Source organism: Amycolatopsis cynarae (assembly GCF_026802195.1).
In the GTDB taxonomy this organism is placed as follows: Bacteria; Actinomycetota; Actinomycetes; order Mycobacteriales; family Pseudonocardiaceae; genus Amycolatopsis_E; species Amycolatopsis_E rhizosphaerae.
Map to the genome: position 1 here is coordinate 5,656,194 of NZ_CP113836.1, position 19,442 is coordinate 5,675,635.

Annotated in this window: 19 protein-coding genes and 3 pseudogenes; 8 read left to right on the plus strand and 14 right to left on the minus strand. The window is 70.1% G+C overall.

The genetic code is table 11. From position 1 onward, the window contains the following. Positions 1 to 45 precede the first annotated feature (45 nt). The 5 genes from ORV05_RS27105 (at position 46) to ORV05_RS27125 (ending at position 5,768) form a co-directional block, all read left to right on the plus strand. Entirely contained in the window at positions 46 to 627 is a 582-nt protein-coding gene (locus tag ORV05_RS27105) for a 2-oxoacid:acceptor oxidoreductase family protein (RefSeq protein ID WP_268754826.1), read from the plus strand. Continuing rightward, positions 620 to 1,873, plus strand: a complete 1,254-nt coding sequence (locus ORV05_RS27110; protein ID WP_268754827.1) for a hypothetical protein — start codon at positions 620 to 622, stop codon at positions 1,871 to 1,873. The genes ORV05_RS27105 and ORV05_RS27110 overlap by 8 nt, the downstream gene beginning before the upstream one ends. A 30-nt stretch (positions 1,874 to 1,903) precedes the next feature. Then, entirely contained in the window at positions 1,904 to 3,034 is a 1,131-nt protein-coding gene (locus ORV05_RS27115) for a thiamine pyrophosphate-dependent enzyme (protein WP_268754828.1), read from the plus strand. Further along, entirely contained in the window at positions 3,034 to 4,680 is a 1,647-nt protein-coding gene (locus tag ORV05_RS27120; protein ID WP_268754829.1) for an NAD(P)-binding protein, read from the plus strand. Before ORV05_RS27115 ends, ORV05_RS27120 begins: the two co-directional genes overlap by 1 nt. Positions 4,681 to 4,805: 125 nt before the next feature. Beyond that, positions 4,806 to 5,768, plus strand: coding sequence for an extracellular catalytic domain type 1 short-chain-length polyhydroxyalkanoate depolymerase (locus tag ORV05_RS27125; RefSeq protein WP_268754830.1), 963 nt, complete (start codon positions 4,806 to 4,808; stop codon positions 5,766 to 5,768). Between the two features lie 52 nt (positions 5,769 to 5,820). Here the strand turns inward: ORV05_RS27125 and ORV05_RS27130 are convergent, their stop codons facing one another. The 6 genes and pseudogenes from ORV05_RS27130 to ORV05_RS27150 form a co-directional block, all read right to left on the minus strand. Further along, on the minus strand, positions 5,821 to 6,402 hold the full coding sequence (locus ORV05_RS27130; RefSeq protein ID WP_268754831.1) for a hypothetical protein: 582 nt from the start codon (positions 6,400 to 6,402) through the stop codon (positions 5,821 to 5,823). 120 nt (positions 6,403 to 6,522) lie between these two features. Further along, positions 6,523 to 7,419: an RNA polymerase sigma-70 factor gene (locus tag ORV05_RS27135; RefSeq protein ID WP_268754832.1), complete on the minus strand. Its 897-nt coding sequence runs from the start codon at positions 7,417 to 7,419 to the stop codon at positions 6,523 to 6,525. 29 nt (positions 7,420 to 7,448) lie between these two features. Further along, positions 7,449 to 7,832: a DoxX family protein gene (locus ORV05_RS27140; RefSeq protein WP_268754833.1), complete on the minus strand. Its 384-nt coding sequence runs from the start codon at positions 7,830 to 7,832 to the stop codon at positions 7,449 to 7,451. Positions 7,833 to 8,149: 317 nt separating this feature from the next. Further along, positions 8,150 to 8,265 (minus strand): annotated as a pseudogene (locus tag ORV05_RS36590) (IS982 family transposase); the annotation flags it as partial. 73 nt (positions 8,266 to 8,338) lie between these two features. Further along, positions 8,339 to 9,253, minus strand: coding sequence for an NAD-dependent epimerase/dehydratase family protein (locus tag ORV05_RS27145; RefSeq protein WP_268754834.1), 915 nt, complete (start codon positions 9,251 to 9,253; stop codon positions 8,339 to 8,341). 158 nt (positions 9,254 to 9,411) lie between these two features. Then, a complete protein-coding gene (locus ORV05_RS27150) occupies positions 9,412 to 9,816 on the minus strand; it encodes a Dabb family protein (RefSeq protein WP_268754835.1) in 405 nt (134 codons plus the stop codon). Between the two features lie 122 nt (positions 9,817 to 9,938). Here ORV05_RS27150 and ORV05_RS27155 point away from each other — a divergent pair, with 122 nt between their 5' ends. Next, a complete protein-coding gene (locus ORV05_RS27155; protein WP_268754836.1) occupies positions 9,939 to 10,544 on the plus strand; it encodes a TetR/AcrR family transcriptional regulator in 606 nt (201 codons plus the stop codon). Between the two features lie 106 nt (positions 10,545 to 10,650). Here ORV05_RS27155 and ORV05_RS27160 read toward each other — a convergent pair whose 3' ends face one another. After that, positions 10,651 to 11,640: an ArsR/SmtB family transcription factor gene (locus ORV05_RS27160; protein WP_268754837.1), complete on the minus strand. Its 990-nt coding sequence runs from the start codon at positions 11,638 to 11,640 to the stop codon at positions 10,651 to 10,653. Positions 11,641 to 11,706: 66 nt separating this feature from the next. Here ORV05_RS27160 and ORV05_RS27165 point away from each other — a divergent pair, with 66 nt between their 5' ends. Further along, positions 11,707 to 12,924: an MFS transporter gene (locus ORV05_RS27165; protein WP_268754838.1), complete on the plus strand. Its 1,218-nt coding sequence runs from the start codon at positions 11,707 to 11,709 to the stop codon at positions 12,922 to 12,924. 11 nt (positions 12,925 to 12,935) lie between these two features. Here ORV05_RS27165 and nicT read toward each other — a convergent pair whose 3' ends face one another. From nicT to ORV05_RS27185, 4 genes are all read right to left on the minus strand, one after another. Beyond that, positions 12,936 to 13,955: a Nickel transporter NicT gene (nicT, locus tag ORV05_RS27170; RefSeq protein WP_268754839.1), complete on the minus strand. Its 1,020-nt coding sequence runs from the start codon at positions 13,953 to 13,955 to the stop codon at positions 12,936 to 12,938. Position 13,956: 1 nt separating this feature from the next. Next, the gene (locus ORV05_RS27175) at positions 13,957 to 14,361 is read right to left on the minus strand and encodes a DUF779 domain-containing protein (protein WP_268754840.1); all 405 of its coding nucleotides are present in this window, start codon (positions 14,359 to 14,361) and stop codon (positions 13,957 to 13,959) included. Beyond that, complete coding sequence (gene adh, locus ORV05_RS27180) at positions 14,361 to 15,878, minus strand: aldehyde dehydrogenase (protein ID WP_268754841.1); 1,518 nt, start codon at positions 15,876 to 15,878, stop codon at positions 14,361 to 14,363. Before adh ends, ORV05_RS27175 begins: the two co-directional genes overlap by 1 nt. Before the next feature lie 131 nt (positions 15,879 to 16,009). Further along, positions 16,010 to 17,206, minus strand: a complete 1,197-nt coding sequence (locus ORV05_RS27185; protein ID WP_268754842.1) for a winged helix-turn-helix domain-containing protein — start codon at positions 17,204 to 17,206, stop codon at positions 16,010 to 16,012. Between the two features lie 258 nt (positions 17,207 to 17,464). On the opposite strand from ORV05_RS27185, the pseudogene ORV05_RS27190 reads away from it, so the two are divergent. Continuing rightward, positions 17,465 to 17,632: pseudogene (locus ORV05_RS27190) on the plus strand (iron-containing alcohol dehydrogenase); the annotation flags it as partial. Positions 17,633 to 17,729: 97 nt separating this feature from the next. On the opposite strand, the pseudogene ORV05_RS36535 reads toward ORV05_RS27190, so the two are convergent. From ORV05_RS36535 to ORV05_RS27205, 3 genes and pseudogenes are all read right to left on the minus strand, one after another. Next, positions 17,730 to 17,894, minus strand: a pseudogene (locus tag ORV05_RS36535) (hypothetical protein); the annotation flags it as partial. Between the two features lie 33 nt (positions 17,895 to 17,927). Next, positions 17,928 to 18,851 carry a CU044_5270 family protein gene (locus ORV05_RS27200; protein WP_268754843.1) on the minus strand — a complete coding sequence of 308 codons (924 nt, stop codon included), beginning with the start codon at positions 18,849 to 18,851 and terminating at the stop codon, positions 17,928 to 17,930. Then, positions 18,844 to 19,431 (minus strand): RNA polymerase sigma factor, encoded by a 588-nt coding sequence (locus ORV05_RS27205; protein ID WP_268754844.1) that lies wholly within the window; start codon positions 19,429 to 19,431, stop codon positions 18,844 to 18,846. Before ORV05_RS27205 ends, ORV05_RS27200 begins: the two co-directional genes overlap by 8 nt. Between the last annotated feature and the right edge of the window lie 11 nt (positions 19,432 to 19,442).

Sequence of the window (19,442 nt, forward strand, 5' to 3'; positions counted from 1 at the left end):
GGGGACGTAGGGTTTCACCAACGACGGAAAGGGGGCTGACCAGCGATGTTCCAGGTCCGGTTCCACGGAAGGGGCGGCCAGGGCGCGGTCACCGCGGCGGAGCTCCTCTCGCTCGCCGCCTTCCTCGAAGGCCGGCACGCACAGGCGTTCCCGAGTTTCAGCTCGGAGCGCAGCGGGGCGCCGGTGGTGTCGTTCTGCCGCATCGACGACCGCGCCATCCGGTCGAGGGAACCGATCTCCCAGCCCGACGCCCTGGTCATCCAGGACCCGACCCTGCTGCACCAGGTCGCCGTGTTCGAGGGGCTCGGCGAGCACGGCAGCGTCCTGATCAATTCGGCCCGGAGCCCGGAGGAGCTCGGCCTGTCCGAGCTGACGGCCCGGATCGGGCGGGAACGGGTGCTGAACGTGCCCGCCACCGACCTCGCCCGGGAACACCTCGGACGCCCGCTGCCCAACGCGGTGCTGCTCGGCGCGTTCGCGGCGTTCACCGGCGTGGTGTCGCTGGAATCGGTCACCACCGCGATCCGCCGTCGTTTCGACGGCCCCATCGGGGAGCGCAACGCCGCCGGAGCGGCGGCGGCCCACGAATACGTGCGCGCCAGGACGGAGGCACCGCTTCATGCTTGACCAGAAGGAAGGCTCGCAGGCCGTCGCCGAGGCGGTGGCGCGCTGCCGCCCCGGGGTGATCTGCGCCTATCCGATCTCACCGCAGACCCACATCGTCGAGCACCTGTCCGATCTGGTCCGCACCGGCGCGCTCACCCCGTGCGAATTCGTCTCCGTGGAATCGGAGTTCGCGGCGATGTCGGTCGCGATCGGCGCCTGCGCCGCCGGGACCCGCGCCTACACCGCAACGGCCAGTCAGGGTCTGCTGTACATGGTCGAAGCGCTCTACAACGCCTCCGGGCTGGGCCTGCCCATCGTGATGACCGTGGCCAACCGCGCCATCGGCGCGCCGATCAACATCTGGAACGACCATTCCGACGCGATGTCGCAGCGCGACTCCGGCTGGATCCAGCTCTACGCCGAGTCCAACCAGGAGGCGCTGGACCTGCACATCCAGGCCTACCGGCTGGCGGAGGAGCTTTCGCTGCCGGTGATGGTGTGCATGGACGGCTTCATCCTCACCCACGCCTACGAAGAGGTCGACGTGCCCGGACAGGCCGAAGTGGACGATTTCCTGCCCCCGTTCGCCCCGCGGCAGGTGCTCGATCCGGCCGATCCGGTGACCATCGGCGCACTGGTGGGGCCCGAGGCGTTCACCGAAGTGAAATACCTGATGCACGCCAAGCAGATGCGCGCGCTCGACGCGATTCCCCGCATCGCGGGCGAATTCTCCTCGGCGTTCGGCCGCACCAGCGGCGGGCTCGTGCGCACCTACCGCACGGAGGACGCGGAAACGGTCGTGGTGGCGCTCGGCTCGGTGCTCGGCACCATCGAAGACGTCGTCGACGAGTTCCGCGACCGGGGCGTGAAGATCGGCGCCCTCGCGATCAAGTGCTTCCGCCCGTACCCGCTGGACGCGGTCCGCGAGGCACTCGGCCACGCCGAACGGATCGTGGTGGTGGAGAAGGCCTTCGCCGTCGGTGCGGGCGGGATCGTCGGGCAGAACGTGCGTCTCGCGCTGTCCGGCATGACCTGCCAGGTGTTCGACGTGGTCGCCGGGCTGGGCGGGCGGGCCATCACGAAACAGTCCCTGCGCGCCCTGTTCGAGGAGGCGCTCGCCGGCCGGCTCACCGCGGGCAGGCTGCATTTCCTCGACCTCAACACCGAACTCGTGGCCCGGGAGCTCGCCCGCGAAGGACGCTCGGGTCCGCACGCGGAGAACATGCTGCGCGACCTCGGCATCGTGGGCGCGCTGATACCGCGCTGATCCGTGGCGGGCAGCGGGAAGGAAAGCGCCATGCCGTACCAGGAAGTCAAGCTCTACCAGGCGGGCACCTACGTGGCGGGCAACCGCCTGCTCGATCCCGGCCAGCGCACCGTGCAGGCGCGGGTGGGCCGTTCCAACACGCTGACCTCGGGACACCGGGCCTGCCAGGGCTGCGGCGAGGCACTCGGCGCCCGGTACGCGCTCGACGCCGCGATGCGGGCCACGGACGGGAAGCTGATCGCCACCAACGCGACCGGCTGCCTCGAAGTGTTCTCCACGCCCTTCCCCGAATCGTCGTGGCGGCTGCCGTGGATCCACTCGTTGTTCGGCAACGCCCCAGCGGTGGCCACGGGCGTGGCTGCCGCGTTGAAGGTGCAGGGACGCGAAGACATCCGCGTCATCGGCCAGGGGGGCGACGGCGGCACCGTCGACATCGGTTTCGCCTGCCTGTCGGGCATGTTCGAGCGCAACGACGACGTGCTCTACATCTGCTACGACAACGAGGCCTACATGAACACCGGGGTCCAGCGTTCCGGCGCCACCCCGCCCGCCGCCCGCACCGCCACCACCAAACCGCTCGGCGGCTCCCCCGGTACCGAGTTCGGCCAGGGCAAGAACGTGCCGCTGATCGCCATGGCGCACGAGATCCCGTACGTGGCCACCGCGACCGTCGCCGAGCTGCGTGATCTGGAGTACAAAGTGGAGCGTGCCATGCGGTTCCGCGGGGCGCGCTACCTGCACGTGTTCGTGCCCTGCCCGCTCGGCTGGGGCTCGGCGTCGCGGGACACCATCCGGATCGCGCGCCTGGTCAAGGAAACCGGGCTGTTCCCGGTGTTCGAGGCCGAGCACGGCGAGGTGGTCGGGGTGTCGAAGATCCGCCGCCCGGTGCCGGTCGAGGAGTACCTGAAGCTGCAGCGCCGCTACGCGCACCTGTTCGGCCCGCAGCGCCGTGACGACGTGATCGTCCGGTTGCAGGAGATCGCGGACCGCAACATCCGGCGATTCGGGCTGCTCGCCTCGGCGGAGGAGGGCGGTGAGCTGCCCGGCAGCGCCACCGACGCCGCCGATCTGCCCCAGGGCCAGCCCGAAGCCGCGGGCCGGACCGAGGAGGAAAGCAACCTCATGCGCATGCTGGCCGAAACCCACCACGGAGCACAGTGATGGACAAGCCGTTCGCGATCACCCTCGACGTCGGGTCCAGCCTGGCCAACAAGACGGGCACCTGGCGCACCGAACGCGCGGTCCACGTCGACCGGATGCCGCCGTGCAACGACGCCTGCCCGGCGGGCGAGAACATCCAGTCCTGGCTCTACCAGGCGGAAGAGGGCGGCGCGGGCTACGAGCGCGCGTGGCGGAAACTGGTGGAGGAGAACCCGTTCCCCGCGATCATGGGCCGCGTCTGCTACCACCCGTGCGAGACCGCGTGCAACCGCGCTCAGCTCGACGAGGCGGTGGGCATCAACTCGGTCGAGCGGTTCCTCGGTGATCATGCGATCGAACAGGGCTGGGCCTTCGACCCGCCCGCCGAACGCACCGGCAACCGCGTGCTGATCGTCGGTGCCGGGCCGACCGGCTTGTCGGCGGCCTACCACCTCGCGCGGCTCGGCCACGAGGTCACGATCCGCGACGCCGCTCCTCTCGCCGGCGGGATGATGCGGTTCGGCATCCCGAAATACCGGCTATCGCGAGAGGTTCTCGACGCGGAGGTGAACCGGATCCTGGCCCTCGGCGTCACGCTGGAACTCGGCCACAAGGTCACCGACGTCGTGGCGGAGCAGGAGAGCGGCGGCTTCGACGCGGCCTTCCTCGCGGTGGGCGCCCAGGTCGGGCGCCACGCCGACATCCCGGCCGGGGAAGCCGCCCGCGTCATCGACGCGGTGTCCCTGCTGCACGGCCTGGAGGTGGGTGAGCGGCCACTGCTGGGGCGTCGCGTCGTGGTCTACGGCGGCGGCAACACCGCGATGGACGCGGCCCGCACCGCCAAACGCCTCGGCGCCACCGACGCGACCATCGTCTACCGCCGCACCCGCGACCGGATGCCCGCGCACGACGAGGAGGTCACCGAGGCCGAGGAGGAGGGCGTGCTGATGAAGTGGCTGGCCACCGTCAAGCACGCGGACGAGGGTGAGCTCCTGCTGGAGCGGATGGAACTGGACGAGACCGGATTCCCCCGGCCGACGGGCGAGTACGAGCGGCTCGCGGCGGACTCGCTGATCCTGGCCCTGGGCCAGGAAACCGATCTCTCGCTGGTCGAGGGCGTCCCCGGGGTCGAGGTGGACCGCGGGGTGGTGAAGGTCGGCCCGGACATGATGACCGGTCGTCCCGGTCTCTTCGCGGGAGGCGACGTGGTGCCCTCGCAGCGGACCGTCACGGTGGGCATCGGGCACGGGAAACGGGCCGCCCGCCAGATCGACGGCTGGCTGCGCGGAGGCCGGGCGCAGGCACCGGCCCGGCACGAAATGGCCACCTTCGACATGCTGAACACCTGGTACTACGCCGAAGCGCCACGCTCGCACCGGCGGCACCTGGAACTGGCGCGACGCCGGTCCACCTTCGAGGAGACCGTGCACGGGCTCGACGCCTCGACCGCGCTCTACGAGGCACGCCGGTGCCTGTCCTGCGGAAACTGCTTCGCCTGCGACAACTGTTACGCCGTCTGTCCCGACAACGCGGTACTGAAGCTCAGCGACGCGCCGAACGCCAATGTCAACGGGTACGCCATCGATCTGGACTACTGCAAGGGCTGCGGAATGTGCGTGTCCGAATGCCCGTCGGGCGCGATCAAAATGGTGCCGGAAAGCCCCTGAGCGCCGACGCGGGGTGGTACCTCCCGACACACGGCCGCGGCGGGCTGTGGGGATCGGCACCGTCGTGAAAACCTCCGGCCGAGTCCTACCCTGACGGGAAATTCGGTCACAGGGAGGTGATCGGCGTGCGCCGGTTCCTGGTGTTGTTCCTGGCCTTCACGATCGCGATACTGCTGGGCGGTCCCCCGTCGCAGGCGGCCGCGATCCGGCAGATCACGGGATTCGGCGGCAATCCCGGCGCGCTCCAGATGTTCGAGTACCGGCCGGACGGGCTGCCGCAGGGGCGGCCGGTCGTGGTGGCGCTGCACGGTTGTACGCAGGACGCCACCGGTTACGGGCAGGGCTCGGGCTGGGTGCGGCTCGCGGACCAGGGCGCCTTCACCCTGGTGCTGCCCCAGCAGACCTCGGCGAACAATTTCAGCCAGTGCTTCAACTGGTTCCAGTCCTCGGACGTGACCCGCGGTCAGGGCGAGGTGGAGTCGATCGCGCAGATGGTCCGCTGGGCGATCGCCGATTCGGGCGCCGACGCGGCACGGGTGTACGTGACCGGGCTGTCGGCGGGCGGCGGAATGACGGCGGCACTGCTGGCCACCTACCCCGACCTGTTCGCCGGCGGCGGGATCATCGCCGGGATCCCCTACGGCTGCGCGACCACGGCGTTGCAGGCCTACGGCTGCATGTACCCGGGCCAGGACCTCACCCCCGCACAGTGGGCGGCGAAGGTGTTCGCGGCCTCCTCGTACCAGGGTCCCTGGCCGAGCGTGAGCATCTGGCAGGGCACCGCCGACTACACGGTGGCCCCGGCGAACGAACGGGAGCTTGCCGAGCAGTGGACGGCCGTGCACGGGCTGCCCACCACCCCGTCCGCCACCGACACGGTCGCGGGCTACCCGCACGCCGTCTACCGCGACGCGTCGGGCGGGATCGCCGTGGAGACCTATGCGATCACCGGGATGGGCCACGGCCAGCCGATCGATCCCGGGACCGCCGCCGGCCAGTGCGGCCAGGCGGGCGCCTATCTGCTCGACGTGAACCTGTGCGCGGCCTGGCGCCTCGGCATGCTGTGGGGCTTCCTCCCGGCTTCCTGATCCCGGCGTGGACCGGCGCCCCCCTGTCGGCGCCGGTCCACGCGCAGGCCGGTCAGACGGCGGCTGCCGCCCCCGCTTCGGTTTTGCGCAGCGCCAACGGGGCCAGGCCCGCCAGCAGCAACGCACCGGACAGCGGGAGCAGGTTGAGCGACGCCATCGGCAGGATCGAGCCCACGCCGATCAGCACGGGGTTCCACCAAGCCATGCGGCCCCGCCGGGCCAGCAGCACCGACAACGCGGTCAGACCGATGTAGAGCAAGGGCGGCCCCGCTTGGTAGAACACCGGTTCCGCACCGGGCAGATGGGTGAACCGGCCGGTGATCTCGGACAGGTTCGCGTGGTCCGTGGCCAGCAGGCCCGCGACGATGTCCACACCGATCTGCACGACCGACGTGACCAGCCCGATCGAGGCGAGGGCGGTCCACAGCCTGCGGGGACCGGTGGCGGGCAGTTGCCGCACCATGCCCGCCAAGCCCACCCCCAGCAGGACCAGCCCGGCGAGGAAGGAAAGGTGTGCGGCCTGCCAGTCGAGACCCGGGCCGTAGTGACCGTCGCTGCGCCCGATCAGGCGCACCACCCCGTAGACGGCGAACAGCACCGGTGCGGCCAGCAGGGCGATCGAAGTCGGTTTCATGCCCAGAGCCTGGCGTCCCGGTGGCGCCCCGGCATCCGGAGAAATCCCCCGGCCGACCCCGAACTTCGATCAGGGTTCCCCTGGTGCGACTCAGGCTATTGTCCACTTCGGACACCGGGGTCATTGCAGGGTCAGCGGGACCTCGGCTCCGAAACGGGTCAGTTTCCCCGGGTTGCGGACGTAGTACAGGCCGGTGATGCCGGAGCGGTCGACCCGGGTCGCCATGACCCCGTCGACCTCGCCGTCCACAAGGACGACGAGTGCCGGGTTGCCGTTGACCACGGTCGAGGCGGTGGTGAACCCGACATCGGCCTTGGCGAGACCGCCCAGGATGTAGCGGACCAGCTTCCCGGCACCGACGACCGGTCGCAACGCGGCCTGCTTGACCCCGCCGCCGTCGCTCACCAGGACGACATCGGGGGCGAGCACGTCCAGAAGGCCCTGCAGGTCCCTGGTTTCGAGCGCGCGCCGGAACGACTCCACAACCGCCCGGGTCTGGCTCGCGGAGACCGTCTCGCGAGGGCGGCGGGCATCGACGTGCTTGCGGGCGCGGTGCGCGATCTGGCGGACGGCCGCCGGAGTCTTGCCGACGGCGGCCGCGATCTCGTCGTAGCCGACATCGAAGACCTCGCGCAGCACGAACACGGCGCGCTCGGTCGGCGACAGCGTCTCGAGAACGAGCATCATCGCCATCGACACGCTCTCGGCGAGTTCGGCGTCCTCGGCCACATCGGGGGTGGTGAGCAGCGGCTCGGGCAGCCAGGGACCGACGTACGCCTCCTTGCGGCGCGTCATGGCGCGCAACCGGTTCAGAGACTGCCTGGTCGTGATACGGACCAGGTAGGCGCGCTGGTCGCGTACCTGCCCCAGGTCGACCTCGACCCACCGCAGCCAGGTTTCCTGAAGGACGTCTTCGGCGTCGGCCGCCGATCCGAGCATCTCGTAGGCGACGGTGAAGAGCAGGTTCCGGTGAGCGACAAAAGCCTCGGTCGCCTGGTCGGTGGTGTGCTCGCTCAACTCCCTGCCCTCTCCTTCATCGCGTCGCGTCAGGCGGAGAACGGCGCGAAGGCGAAGCGGCCCCAGGCGACGAACACCGCAAGAACGACATAGACCAGGTTCACCGCCACGAGGTTGAACTGGCCGAGGCGGCCATGGGTGACCATCGCGCCGATCATAAGCAGGATCCAGCAGACGGCGGTCACCGGAACCAGAACCGGTGCGATGCCGACCACGGCGGGGAGGACCAGGCCCGCCGCGGCCAGGAGTTCCAGGACCCCGAGCGTCCTGAGGAAACCGCTGCTGACACCCGCGATCCATTCCGCGCCGCGGGCCGCGCCCAGTTTTTCCTTGGGCAAGAAGCTCTTGGTGATGCCGCTGCTCAGGGCGACCACGGCGAGCAGTCCGGCGGCGATCCACAGTGCGATGTTCACGAGCCTCTCCTCCGATTCGAAGTGTTTGACCTCAAGACACCGCCCACCCCTTCGTTGTGACAGAAGTGAGGCAGGTCACCCGAAGGTCTTGGGGCGGGGCCGGTTCTCCGTGCCGAGGTGCCGGGGCAGGGTCTGACTCAGCCGACAACAAGGGAGGAGCAGTGGCGACGGGATGCCTGCTTGTTGTCGCTGCTGGCCGAGGCTCGGCGTCGGGATGTGGGCGCTGGTCTGGGGTATCGGGACCTGGTGTCGTGGCTGGGGATCGAGCTGCGACTGTCCACACGAGAGGGTCGAGGGCGACACGGCCACGGTGCCGGCATCAGTTCACTGTCGGTGAGATCGGGGCGGTGGCCACGCCCGGTGCGGGGCGGGACAACGTGGTAATCGGTCAGCACGTAAGTGCGGTCACGAGGGTGACCAGTTCTTTCGTCACATTGATCTTGAACACCCTCCTCTCACGTCCGGACACCGGCCCGACTTCACATGATCTTCACCGCATCCATCGTCTAGACCGTGACCGCACCGACCTGGGCACGGATGGCGAAGTCGAGGTCCGTGGCGGTCAGGCCGAAGGTCTGGGCCGTCTCGGTCGCGTCCATATGGAACGGGGCGTACCACTGGTAGTCCATCTCGGCCATCTCGCGGGCCATCGGCACGAACCGCCCGGTCACGCGCATGACGAAGCGCGGTAGCTGGATCAGCTTGATCGGGGGCTTGCCCGCGGCGGCGGCACAGCGCTGCGCGAACTCGCGGATGGTGATGGCCGGCGGGGACGGCACGTGCCACGCTCGGCCCCACGCCCGTTCGTCCCGGGCGAGCGTGACCAGTGCTTTGGCCATGTCGCCGTTGTAGGTGAAGGTGTGCGGCATGTCCAGGTGCCCGGTGATGACGGCGGCGCGGCCCTTTTCCATGGCCGGGGCGATGAGCACGGAGTAGATGCCTGCCGCGTCCTTGCCGATGTAGTCGGAACCGCGGGCCTCGAAGGTGCGGATGCCGGCGTTCTTCGCCTGCTCCCACAGGCGCTTGCGCAGGCGGCCTTTGTGTCCGGTGGCGGCCATCGGGGTGTGCTCGTTCATCCGGCCGCCGGGTTGCTTGCCGTACGCGTAGAGGCTTCCGGTGAGCGCCAGGACCGCGTCGTTTGCCTTCGCTGCTTCGATCACCGCGGTCTGCAGGGGCGGCAGCTGACGCTCCCAGGAGGTGTATGAGGGCGGGTTCGCACAGTGGTAGATCACCTCCGCGCCACGGGACAGCTCGGTCAAGCGGGCCGTGTCGGAGGCGTCCGCGGCGACCCGCTCGATCAGGGGGTGCTCAGGTCCCGAGCCGCTGCGCGTGACGATGCGGACCTTCTCGCCGCGCTCGACGAGCAGCCGCGCGACGTTCGTGCCGATGGAGCCGGCCCCGATGATGACGTGTTGAACCATGATGGGTTTTTCCTTTGAGAAGAGATCGCCCCGTCGAGAGCGACCGTTGCCGGAGCGGCGTTACGAGGGATCAAGAGCGCGGCCGGACGAAGCGGAGTCAAGGTCCAGCGCTGCGAGGTCCGGGGCTTGCGGCGCTGGGCCTTCGGTTCCGGAGAGGGTCAGTCGGACACGCCGGCGCCCTGGTAGGTGGGCACGTCGGCCAGCATCGCGGCCACTTCGGGGTTGAGTTCGTTGCGGCGCCGGTGCAACTCCTGGATCTTCGCGTTCAGTTCGGGATCGTCGTCGTCGCTGACGTCGAAGATGTGGAGGTCCTCGGCCATGTGCAGCCCGAGGTGGTCGGTCCGGTAGGTCGCCGGGTGCGTGAGGAACTCGAAGAGGCCGTCGAGGTCCTCGACGGCGAACACCGCGCTGTACTGGAAGTCGCCGCCGTGGTCACGGCCGACGATGAACGACTTCACCGAGGGGACCGACCGGCCCAGGTCGCGCCAGCTCTCCAGCCCCGCTTCGATCTGCTCCGGGGTCGCGCCGGCCTTCACCTTGACGCGATTGATGTGGTAGATCATGGCCTTCACCTTCGTTTCTAACGGCGTTAGATGTTCTAACGTCGTTAGACTAGGGATGCCGCGAGATCATTGTCAAGAGGGACGGTTACCGTCCTGGGGACCACCTAAGCGGAGTGATGGACATGCCGAGCAGCACACGACGCGCCCGCGAACGGGCGAGCACTCGCGACCGGATCATCCAGGCCGCACTGCACGTCCTCGAGACCGAGGGCGCCGCCGCACTGACGATCCGCCGCATCGCGGCCGACGTGGAGTACGCTCCGCCGATCGTCTACCAGCACTTCGCCAACAAGGACGCGCTCGTCCTGGAACTGGTCGCACACGGCTACCGTCTGATTACGACCGAGGTCGGGCGAGCGGCCGCCGAGGAACCGGACATCGACCAGCGCATGCTGCGCGTCGCGTCCGAGTACGTGCGGTTCGCCGACGAGCACCCGCACCTTTACCAGGCCATGAACGACACCACGGTCGACGCGGACGGGCGCCGACTCGCCGCACAGCCGACCATCAACCTCCTGCAGGACCTGCTCGCCACCTGGTCGGACGCGCACGGCGTCGTACTGGCCGACAGCGCCGACGCGTGCGAGATCGTGTGGGGGACGCTGTACGGCATAGCTTCACTCGGCCGCCACGACACCATCGGGACCGAGCGGGCGCAACGGCTCGCCAGGCAGGCGCTCAGCGCGCTCCTCCGCGGCTGGCAGGCCGGGGGATCGGAGAACGTGTGAGCCGGTCCCGCGTCCGGCCCGAGTTATAGCTCCTTACACCACCGACTCCGGCCGCGTCACTGCCTCCGAATTCGTCCCACGTACACAACCTCCCGAGGCACTACACCTAGGCCCCGCCGCTGAGCAGGGCGTCGCCGAGTGGGGTGAGCACGTACAGCACCTCACGACCGGCTCGCTCGCGCGCTGCCAGCCCACTGTCACGCAGGACGCGAAGATGCTGAGACACCGCGCTCGGCGTGACGCCGAACGAGCGGGCCAGCGCCGTGGTCGTCGCCGGGGAACGAAGCGCTTCCAGCAGTTCGGCCCGGGCGCGGCCGAGCAACCGGACGGCGCTGCCGGAGGGTGGAGTCGTTCCCGCGGTCCACAACGCGGCGGCGCCGCGAGCCGGATAGCGGATCGTGGTCTGGGTGGACGTGCGTTTCTTGATGAGAACGTGGTGCGAGCCGAGCACCACCGGGATGAGGACCAGACCTCCCGGTCCCCGGTCCACCGCCCGCTCGATCCGCCATCGAGCTCCCGTAAGGCTCAGGCGGCCGTCCGCCCAGCGCAGGTCGGGATGCAGGCCGGGGAACAGCTTTTCCGCCCCACCGACGGCCCACTGACGGGCGCGGTAGGCGATATCGGCATCGAGCACCGCCCCGATCCGCGACCAGTGCGGGGCGATCAACCGGTCGTGCGCCATCCGTAGTTCGCGGGCGATCGCCCGCAGTCCGGCCGCCGGGTACTTCTCGAGCGCCGCGACCGGGGCCGGGAGTTCGTCCCCGAAGACTCGCCGCAGGCTCGTCCGCAGCTGTTCCGGCGGTGTGCGGCGCAAGGTGGCCAGATCCTCGTCGAGAGAAGGCCCAGTCCCGCGAGGGGCGGGGACCAGGAACTCGGGCCAGTTCGGCCGGTCGCTCACCAGCAGCGGCCAGGTCCAGGAAAGGTCGAGCGGCTCCCGCGCGAGTTCGGCCGTGCACCAGCGCAGCCACGGGAGGTTGGTCACCCGGCGGTCGCGTCCGGCCAGTTGTTGAAGGCACGCCACGGTTTCGGACAGCGACGAGACGGCGAAGCGCGTCGCCGCCAACTCCGTCACCCCGAGCTCGACCGTCAATGCCATCACGTGGATTATGTAGCGCTGCGCTCAACGGTGTCCCCGGTTTCGGCGTCGCCTGACGATTCCCGTATGAGGCGGCGCGAGGCGGGACACCGGCTGTCCCCGGCCTACTGGAGGCTCTGGTGGGCCACCGGCATCGACACCGTGGGCGACGGGGCCTTCGGCGCGGCAGTGCCGTTGCTCGCCCTCACGGTCACCGGGGACGCGCGGCTCGTCTCCCTCATCTCCACCGCGACCTACCTGCCCTGGATGCTCTTCTCCCTCCCGGCCGGGTCGCTCGTCGACCGGCACGACCGTGCCGCACTGATGGTGCGGTCGCAACTGCTCCAAGCCCTGCTCGTCGCGGGGCTCGCCGTGCTGGCGGCGTTCGGCGCGATCCGCGTGCCGGTGCTCACCGTCACCGCATTCGCCCTCGGTGCCTGTGACGTCGTGTTCACCAACGCGGCCCAGGCGATCCTGCCGGACCTCCTGCCGAAAACCCTGCTGCACCATGCCAATGCCCAGCAGCAGACGGTGAGCACCCTTGGCAGGCAGTTCGCGGGACCACCGGTCGGCGGCATGCTCTTCGCGGCGTCCGTCGCACTGCCGTTCTGGCTGGACGCGGCCTCGTTCGCCCTTTCCGCCGCGCTGCTCACCGGCCTGCCCCGGCAAGGCACCCGGCCCCCGGCCGTGCCGATGAGGTCAGCGATCGGTGAGGGCGCGCGCTGGCTGTTCCGCCACCGCCTCCTGCGCACGCTCGCCGTCCTGCTCGGCGTCAACACCTTCTCCGGTCAGCTCGCCACGGTCGTACTCGTCCTGCTGGCGACCCGGACCCTGCACCTCGACGCCCGGGGCTACGGCCTGCTGCTTTCCGCGTCGGCGGCCGGAAGTCTCCTCGGCGGCCTGTGCACCACCCGCGTGGTGGCATTGATCGGGCCGCTTCCCGCGCTGGTGACCGCGCTCGCCACGAACGTCGTCGCTTTCGCCGCGATCGGGCTCAGCCCGCACCCCGGTGCGCTGGGGGCATCCCTGGCGATCAACGGCTTCGCCACCACGGTGTGGAACGTGGTGACCGTCGGCCTCCGGCAGCGGATCGTGCCGCGGCCGCTGCTCGGCCGGGTCACCAGCGTCTACCGGATGCTCGGCTGGGGCCTGATTCCCCTCGGCACCGTCGCCGGTGGCCTGGTGGCGCACGGACTCGGGACCCGTGCGCCCTCCCTCCTCGCCAGCGGCGTGCGCGGGCTCGCACTCCTCGCCGCCCTCCCCGTGCTCATCGGCGCGATGCGGGACGAAACCGGGCACGGGTGAACACACCATCCCTAGTCGGGAGAGGTCTCGTCCACCGCGGGGCGCCACCGGTCGTCCAGCCGCCCCACCCGCCACACGAGGAGCGCGACCAGCCAGGCGAGCACGAACAGCCCCACCAGCCAGTAGCCCAGCCGGTTCAGGTCGATGTCCACTTCGGACACCAGCCCGGCCAGCTGGACGGTGCCGATCGCGAGCGCGGCGGTCACCGACAGCGCGGTGAGCACCAGGTTGTAGTAGATCTTGCGCACCGGCTGGGACAGCGCCCAGCCATAGGCGAAGTTCATGAACGAACCGTCGATCGTGTCGAACAGCGTCATGCCCGCGGCGAACAGCACCGGCAGGCACACCACGGCGTACCACGGCAGGCCCGCCGCCCCGCTGGTTCCCGCCACCACCAGCAGCGCCACCTCGGTCGCGGTGTCGAACCCCAGCCCGAACAGCAGGCCCACCGGGTACAGCTGCCACGGCCTGGTGATGCCCCCGGTGACCCGGCCGAACACCCGGTTCGCCAGCCCGCGGTTGTCCAGTTGCCGCTCCAGTTCCGCTTCGTCGTAGTCGCCGCGGCGCAGCCGCCGGAACACCTTCACGATGCCGACGAGGATCACCGCGTTCAGCCCGGCGATCAGATACAGGAAACCACCGGAGATCGCCGCCCCGAACGCCCCGGCCACGCGGTGCAGGTGCTCGTCCGTGGCCACGGCCCGCACACCGAGGCCCAGCAGCACGCACAGCGCGAACACCACCGAGGAATGCCCCAGCGCGAACCAGAACCCCACCGACAGCGGCCGCCGCCCCGCCGACATCAGCCGGCGGGTGGCGTTGTCGATCGCCGCGATGTGGTCCGCGTCGAACGCGTGCCGCATGCCCAGGGTGTAGGCGGTCACGCCGATGCCGGCCCCGAAGGTCTGCGACCCCAGGGAAAGATGGCGCGGCACCACCAGGAACAGCAGCATGCCCCATCCGGTCACGGTGAGCCCCGCGATCACCGCGGCCATTCCCGCGATCCGGGTCCGCTCCGGCCTGGTCAGCATGTCACCCTCCGGTGGGCAGGGGCGGTTCGGCGGCGATGCGGTCCGCTTCTTCGTCGGTGAACAGTCTCGACCTTATGAGAAAGCGCACGCCCTCCGGCGCCTCCAGGGAGAACCCGCTCCCCCGCCCCGGCACCACGTCGACGGTCAGGTGGGTGTGCTTCCAGTACTCGTACTGGTCGGCGCTCATCCAGAACGGCGCGCCCTGGACCTCACCGAGCAGCACGTCGCTGCCGCCGACCCGGAAATCGCCGCGCGGGTAGCACATGGGCGCACTGCCGTCGCAGCACCCGCCCGACTGGTGGAACATCACCGGCCCGTGCCGGGCCACCAGCCGGTCCAGCACCTGCCCGGCGGCGGGGGTGAGCCGCACCCGTTCGACGCGGCCCACCCCGTGCCCGTGGTCCATCAGAAGAACCCGAGCTTCTTCGGCGAGTAGCTCACCAGCAGGTTCTTCGTCTGCTGGTAGTGCTCCAGCATCATCTTGTGCGTCTCCCGGCCGATCCCGGACTTCTTGTAGCCGCCGAACGCGGCGTGCGCCGGGTAGGCGTGGTAGCAGTTCGTCCACACGCGACCGGCCTTGATCTCCCGGCCGAAGCGGTAGGCGGTGTTGCCGTCACGGCTCCACACACCGGCACCGAGGCCGTAGAGCGTGTCGTTGGCGATCTTGAGCGCCTCGTCCGGCGAGTCGAACGTGGTCACCGACACGACCGGCCCGAAGATCTCCTCCTGGAAGACGCGCATACCGTTGGTGCCCTTGAAGATGGTCGGCTGGATGTAGTAGCCGCCTTCGCGTCCCGGCACGGTGCGCGGCCCGCCCCCGGTGAGCACCTCCGCACCCTCCCGCCTGCCGATGTCCAGATAGGACAGGATCTTCTCGAACTGGTCGTTGCTGGCCTGCGCACCGACCATGGTGGCCGGGTCCAGCGGATCGCCGGAGACGATCGCCTCGGTGCGCGCGATGCACCGCTCGATGAACTCATCGTAGATCGACGAGGCGATCAGCGCCCGCGACGGACAGGTGCACACCTCGCCCTGGTTCAGCGCGAACATCACGAAACCTTCGACGGCCTTGTCGAGGTAGTCGTCGTCGGCGGCCATGACGTCGGCGAGGAAGATGTTCGGGCTCTTCCCGCCCAGCTCCAGCGTGACCGGGATGATGTTCTCGCTGGCGTACTGCATGATCAGCCTGCCGGTGGTGGTCTCACCGGTGAAGGCCACCTTCGCCACCCGCGGGCTGGACGCGAGCGGCTTGCCAGCCTCCACCCCGAACCCGTTGACCACGTTGAGCACGCCCGGCGGGAGCAGGTCGGCGATCAGCTCCACCACCTTGAGGATCGACACCGGGGTCTGCTCGGCGGGCTTGAGCACCACGCAGTTGCCCGCGGCCAGCGCCGGTGCGAGTTTCCAGGTCGCCATCAGGATCGGGAAGTTCCACGGGATGATCTGGCCGACGACGCCCAGCGGTTCGTGGAAGTGGTAGGCGATGGTGTCCTCGTCGATCTCGGAGATGCCGCCCTCCTGGGCGCGGACCGCACCGGCGAAGTAGCGGAAGTGGTCGACTGCGAGCGGCAGGTCGGCGGCCAGGGTTTCGCGGACCGGCTTGCCGTTCTCCCAGGTCTCGGCCACCGCGAGGGCTTCGAGGTTCTCCTCGATGCGGTCGGCGATCTTGTTGAGGATGCCGGCGCGCTCGGCCGCGGAGGTGCGGCCCCAGCGCTCGGCGGCGGCGTGCGCGGCGTCCAGTGCGAGTTCGATGTCGGCCGCGGACGAGCGGGCGACCTGGGTGAACACCTTGCCGTCCACGGGCGACGGGTTGTCGAAATAGCGGCCCTCGACCGGTGGCACCCACTTCCCGCCGATGAAGTTTTCGTAGCGTGGCGCGAAGTCCACGATGCTGCCTTCGGCGCCGGGTTGCGCATAGGCCATGGGAGCCCTCCTTCACATCGGTGTGACTGGGAGCACCGTGCCCGGCAAGCGTTGGCGAAACGTTGGCACAAGCGGCTGTCGCCGCTCGGAACCCGTAGGACGCTTTAATCGCAGTGGTTCGGGTTGCGGTCCTAATCGCGCAAGGCCAGCCGCAGGCGCGCCGCGGCGAGGGCGCGCCGGGGGTCTCCCGCGGGCAGGGCGGCGTGCGCGTGCTCGTGGATCTGGAGGTCGTACGGGTGCCGTTCGCCGTAACGCAGGGCCAGCGCGGGATCGGGCGAGGCGAGTACCGCCTCCCGCACCGCGACCTCGAGCTGTTCGCGCCAGGCGGTGACGCCCGGGGCCTCCGAGTCGGGCAGCAGCGGGCCGGTGTAGCGCTCCACCGCGGTGGCCGCGTCCCCGGCCTTGAGCGCGGTCAGCACCTCCACGGCGTCACAGGAAATGGGCCTGGTCAGCGCGTAGCGGCGGTTGGCCAGTGCGCCGCCGAGCACGCGCCGCAGGTGGGAGACCTCGGCGCGCAGCGTGTTGGAGCTGACGCGGCTGTCGCCGTAAAGCGCCTCCCGGAGCTGGTCGAGCGAGAACCCGCCGGGCTCCAGGGCGAACAGGGCGAGCAGTTCGAGCTGCCGCGGCGACAACCGCAGCGCGGCACCGTCGAGGGTGGCGTGCCCGCGCCCGAGGCAGGTCAGCGACACCCCGTCCGGAGTGGGCATGGTCGCGTGCAGCCGGGTCTCGATGGTGGTGACCAGGGTGCGCACGGTGGACATCGCGAGCGGGTGCGCGCGGTCCCAGGTGGTGGACAGGTCGAGCACGCCCAGCGTCCGGCCGCTCGCGTCCCGGATCGGGGCCGACCAGCAGCACCAGCCGTGCAGGGCCTCCACCAGGTGCTCGGCGGAGAAGATGCTCGCGGGACGGCCGGTGCGCAGGGCGAGCGACAGCGCGTTGGTGCCCATCGCCTCCTCGCCCCAGCGGCCGCCGGGGGCGAAGTTGACGCGCTCGGCTCGCCGCCGCATCACCCGCCCGCCGCAGGTCCACAGGATGGTGCCGGATTCGTCGGTGACGGCGGCGATGAAGCCCGCGTCGTCGGCGATGCTGCGCAACTCGTCGGACAGTTCGGCCACGGGACGGCGCAGCGGTGAGGACGACCAGCGCGGCCGCACGTCGTCGAGGACGGGTGCGCTGTCGCGGCCGGGGTCGACCGTGGACAGCGATCTCGTCCACGACTCGACGACCTCGCTGCGCAGGTCGGCTCCCGACGGCCGGCCTGCCAGCCAGCGTGACCATTCGAGCTCGAGTTCGGTGCGCCGCTGCCGGAGCGTGCTCAGTGTCGCCATGGTGTCCGTCTCCGGGTCGTCCTTGACACAGGGGGGCGGGAACCACTCATGATGCCCCAGCGGGCGCCCCCGCGCACCTGTCCGTTCGGGTAGGTGCGCCACGCCACTTTTGGGCTAGGTTGGGTACGGGTTGGGTACCGCCTGCGTCTGACAGCGCTGTTGGGAGGAGGTGGCCGTGCTCCGACTCCTGGATGGCGCGCGGGCCGCCGGTCAGCACCCGCCGGTCCCGCAGGGGGGTTCCGGCGAGCTGAGCCGCAGGTGGTCGGCCCAGGAACCGAGCAGCCGCCCGCGGATCTGGCGAAGTTCCACGCGCCGGAGATCGTCTTCGGGCCTGGCGCACTGGCGGAGCTGGGCCACTGCGCGCTGCGGGTCGGGGCCCGGCGGCCGTTCCTGGTGACCGATCCGGGGCTGCTCGAGGCGGGCTGGGCCGACGAGGCCGCCGGCCATCTGCGGCTGGCGGGCATCCGGCCGGTGGTCTGGGACGCTGCAGTTTGCGCAGGATGTTGCGGACGTGGAACTTCACCGTGGTCTCGGAGATGTAGAGCGTGCCCCCGATGTCGCGATTGGACAGGTAGGCGACTTCGACCTCGCGGTCCTTCGGGTTCGGGTCACGCGTGGGCCGCACCTGTCCGATCGGACGGGTACCGGGCCCTACCCGGCGAAAAAGGTGACCGCCCCCGGTCGTCATGTCGACAACCGGGGGCGGCCGGGGATCCGATGGTTATGGGGTCTGCCCCTTGGCGGCGACCAAGCCGGAGGCGAGCAGGGCTTCGGCCTCGCTCATGCCACGGCTGGGGCCGTCGAGCTTCATGCCGAGAACCTGGTAGGTGTTCCTGTCGAAGATCAGCACGACCTTGTCCCCGGCGCTGTTCTCCGTGTGTGCGACACCGACCCCCGAACGCCCGAGCGCATCGGTCGCGTTGTCGACGACCTCGACCCCCGGAATCATGGCCGCCACCCGGTAGAGGTTCGCCCGCACCCCGGGCGGGGTGGGGCCCATCACCAGTCCGGTGATCTTCTGGTAGGCCCACTGGTCTTCGGTGTAGAGCTTGCGGGCATTCGGCCAAAGGCCGTCGAGTTCGGTGCGGACCGCGCGGTAGATCTCGTCCTTCAGCTTCACCGGATCCGTCGGGAGGGTGAGCAGGTTGGCGTAGCTCGGCACCGCCAAGGGCGACCCTCCCCTGTCTCCCACCTGTTTCGCGAGTGCCGCCGGGACGAGCACCCGGCGCTCCTCGTGCTTGCCATCGCGGTCGGTGCGGACCAGGCCCTCCGAGCCGTCCACCTTCATCCAGGTCTCCGTCCGGACCTCGGACTGCCCGCTGAGGTGGGAAAGCGTGTTGGTGTAGGTCCATTCCCCTTGTCCGGGCGTACCGGCGTCGGCCGCGTCGGCCGCGTTGTTCAGCAGGACGGCGGCCGAAGCCAGCGGGGCGGAGCCTCCGGGCACCAGGCCGAGCACCAGTGCCAGCACGGCGGCCCCCGCCACCAGCGCACCGCCGCCGATGGCCAGCCGCGGCAGGCGGCGGCGCCGGGGGGCCGGACCGCCGTTCGCCCTGGTCAGCAGGGTGAACCGGTGGCGGGCGAGCGTGACGGGATCGGGGTCGTCGACCTGCGGGCGCAGGCGGGTCAGCAGTTCGAGGTCATTCATCGAAATCCTCCTGGGGAAGGGCGGCCCGCATCTTGGTGCGGGCGCGATGCAGGCGGGAACGGACGGTGCCGACCGGGATGTCCAGTGCCAGGGCCACCTCGTCGTAGGACAGGTTTTCCCAGGCGACGAGCAGCAGGACATCCCGCTCCGGGCCTCTCAACCGGGCCAGTGCCGTCCCGAGCGGCTGGGCCGCGGCGCTCACCCTGGCGGTGACCAACTCGTCGTGTCCCTGCTCGGCCTCGTCCGCACCGGTCCTGGCCAGCGCACGGAGACCGCGGGCCTCCGTGCGGCGGTGCCGCTTGAGCAGCCGGGTGGCGATCCCGTAGAGCCAGGGCAGCGCGGTGCCCTGGCCCAGGTCGAACCGCCGCCGCTGGTCGAAGGCGACCAGCATGGTCTGACCGGTCAGGTCGTCGGCGAGCTGGGCGCCGACGCGGCGGGCCAGGAACCGGTGCACGGTGCCCGCATGCCGGTCGAAGATGGTCGCGAACGCCTCGGCGTCGGTCCAGGACCGTTCGACGATGCCCGCGTCGTCCAGCTCGGCGGCTGGTTCCGGTTCCGCCCTGGCCTGGATCAACGCCATACCGGACCTTT

Excerpts from the sequence above, each read along its gene's own strand:
- ORV05_RS27150 (WP_268754835.1), bottom strand. The coding sequence starts at position 9,816 with ATGATCTACCACATCAATCGCGTCAAGGTGAAGGCCGGCGCGACCCCG.
- ORV05_RS27145 (WP_268754834.1), bottom strand. The coding sequence starts at position 9,253 with ATGGTTCAACACGTCATCATCGGGGCCGGCTCCATCGGCACGAACGTC.
- ORV05_RS27110 (WP_268754827.1), top strand. The coding sequence starts at position 620 with ATGCTTGACCAGAAGGAAGGCTCGCAGGCCGTCGCCGAGGCGGTGGCG.
- nicT (WP_268754839.1), bottom strand. The coding sequence starts at position 13,955 with ATGCTGACCAGGCCGGAGCGGACCCGGATCGCGGGAATGGCCGCGGTG.
- ORV05_RS27155 (WP_268754836.1), top strand. The coding sequence starts at position 9,939 with ATGCCGAGCAGCACACGACGCGCCCGCGAACGGGCGAGCACTCGCGAC.
- ORV05_RS27200 (WP_268754843.1), bottom strand. The coding sequence starts at position 18,851 with ATGAATGACCTCGAACTGCTGACCCGCCTGCGCCCGCAGGTCGACGAC.
- ORV05_RS27160 (WP_268754837.1), bottom strand. The coding sequence starts at position 11,640 with ATGGCATTGACGGTCGAGCTCGGGGTGACGGAGTTGGCGGCGACGCGC.
- ORV05_RS27185 (WP_268754842.1), bottom strand. The coding sequence starts at position 17,206 with ATGGCGACACTGAGCACGCTCCGGCAGCGGCGCACCGAACTCGAGCTC.
- ORV05_RS27120 (WP_268754829.1), top strand. The coding sequence starts at position 3,034 with ATGGACAAGCCGTTCGCGATCACCCTCGACGTCGGGTCCAGCCTGGCC.
- ORV05_RS27165 (WP_268754838.1), top strand. The coding sequence starts at position 11,707 with ATGAGGCGGCGCGAGGCGGGACACCGGCTGTCCCCGGCCTACTGGAGG.
- ORV05_RS27130 (WP_268754831.1), bottom strand. The coding sequence starts at position 6,402 with ATGAAACCGACTTCGATCGCCCTGCTGGCCGCACCGGTGCTGTTCGCC.
- ORV05_RS27115 (WP_268754828.1), top strand. The coding sequence starts at position 1,904 with ATGCCGTACCAGGAAGTCAAGCTCTACCAGGCGGGCACCTACGTGGCG.
- ORV05_RS27175 (WP_268754840.1), bottom strand. The coding sequence starts at position 14,361 with ATGGACCACGGGCACGGGGTGGGCCGCGTCGAACGGGTGCGGCTCACC.
- adh (WP_268754841.1), bottom strand. The coding sequence starts at position 15,878 with ATGGCCTATGCGCAACCCGGCGCCGAAGGCAGCATCGTGGACTTCGCG.
- ORV05_RS27105 (WP_268754826.1), top strand. The coding sequence starts at position 46 with ATGTTCCAGGTCCGGTTCCACGGAAGGGGCGGCCAGGGCGCGGTCACC.
- ORV05_RS27205 (WP_268754844.1), bottom strand. The coding sequence starts at position 19,431 with ATGGCGTTGATCCAGGCCAGGGCGGAACCGGAACCAGCCGCCGAGCTG.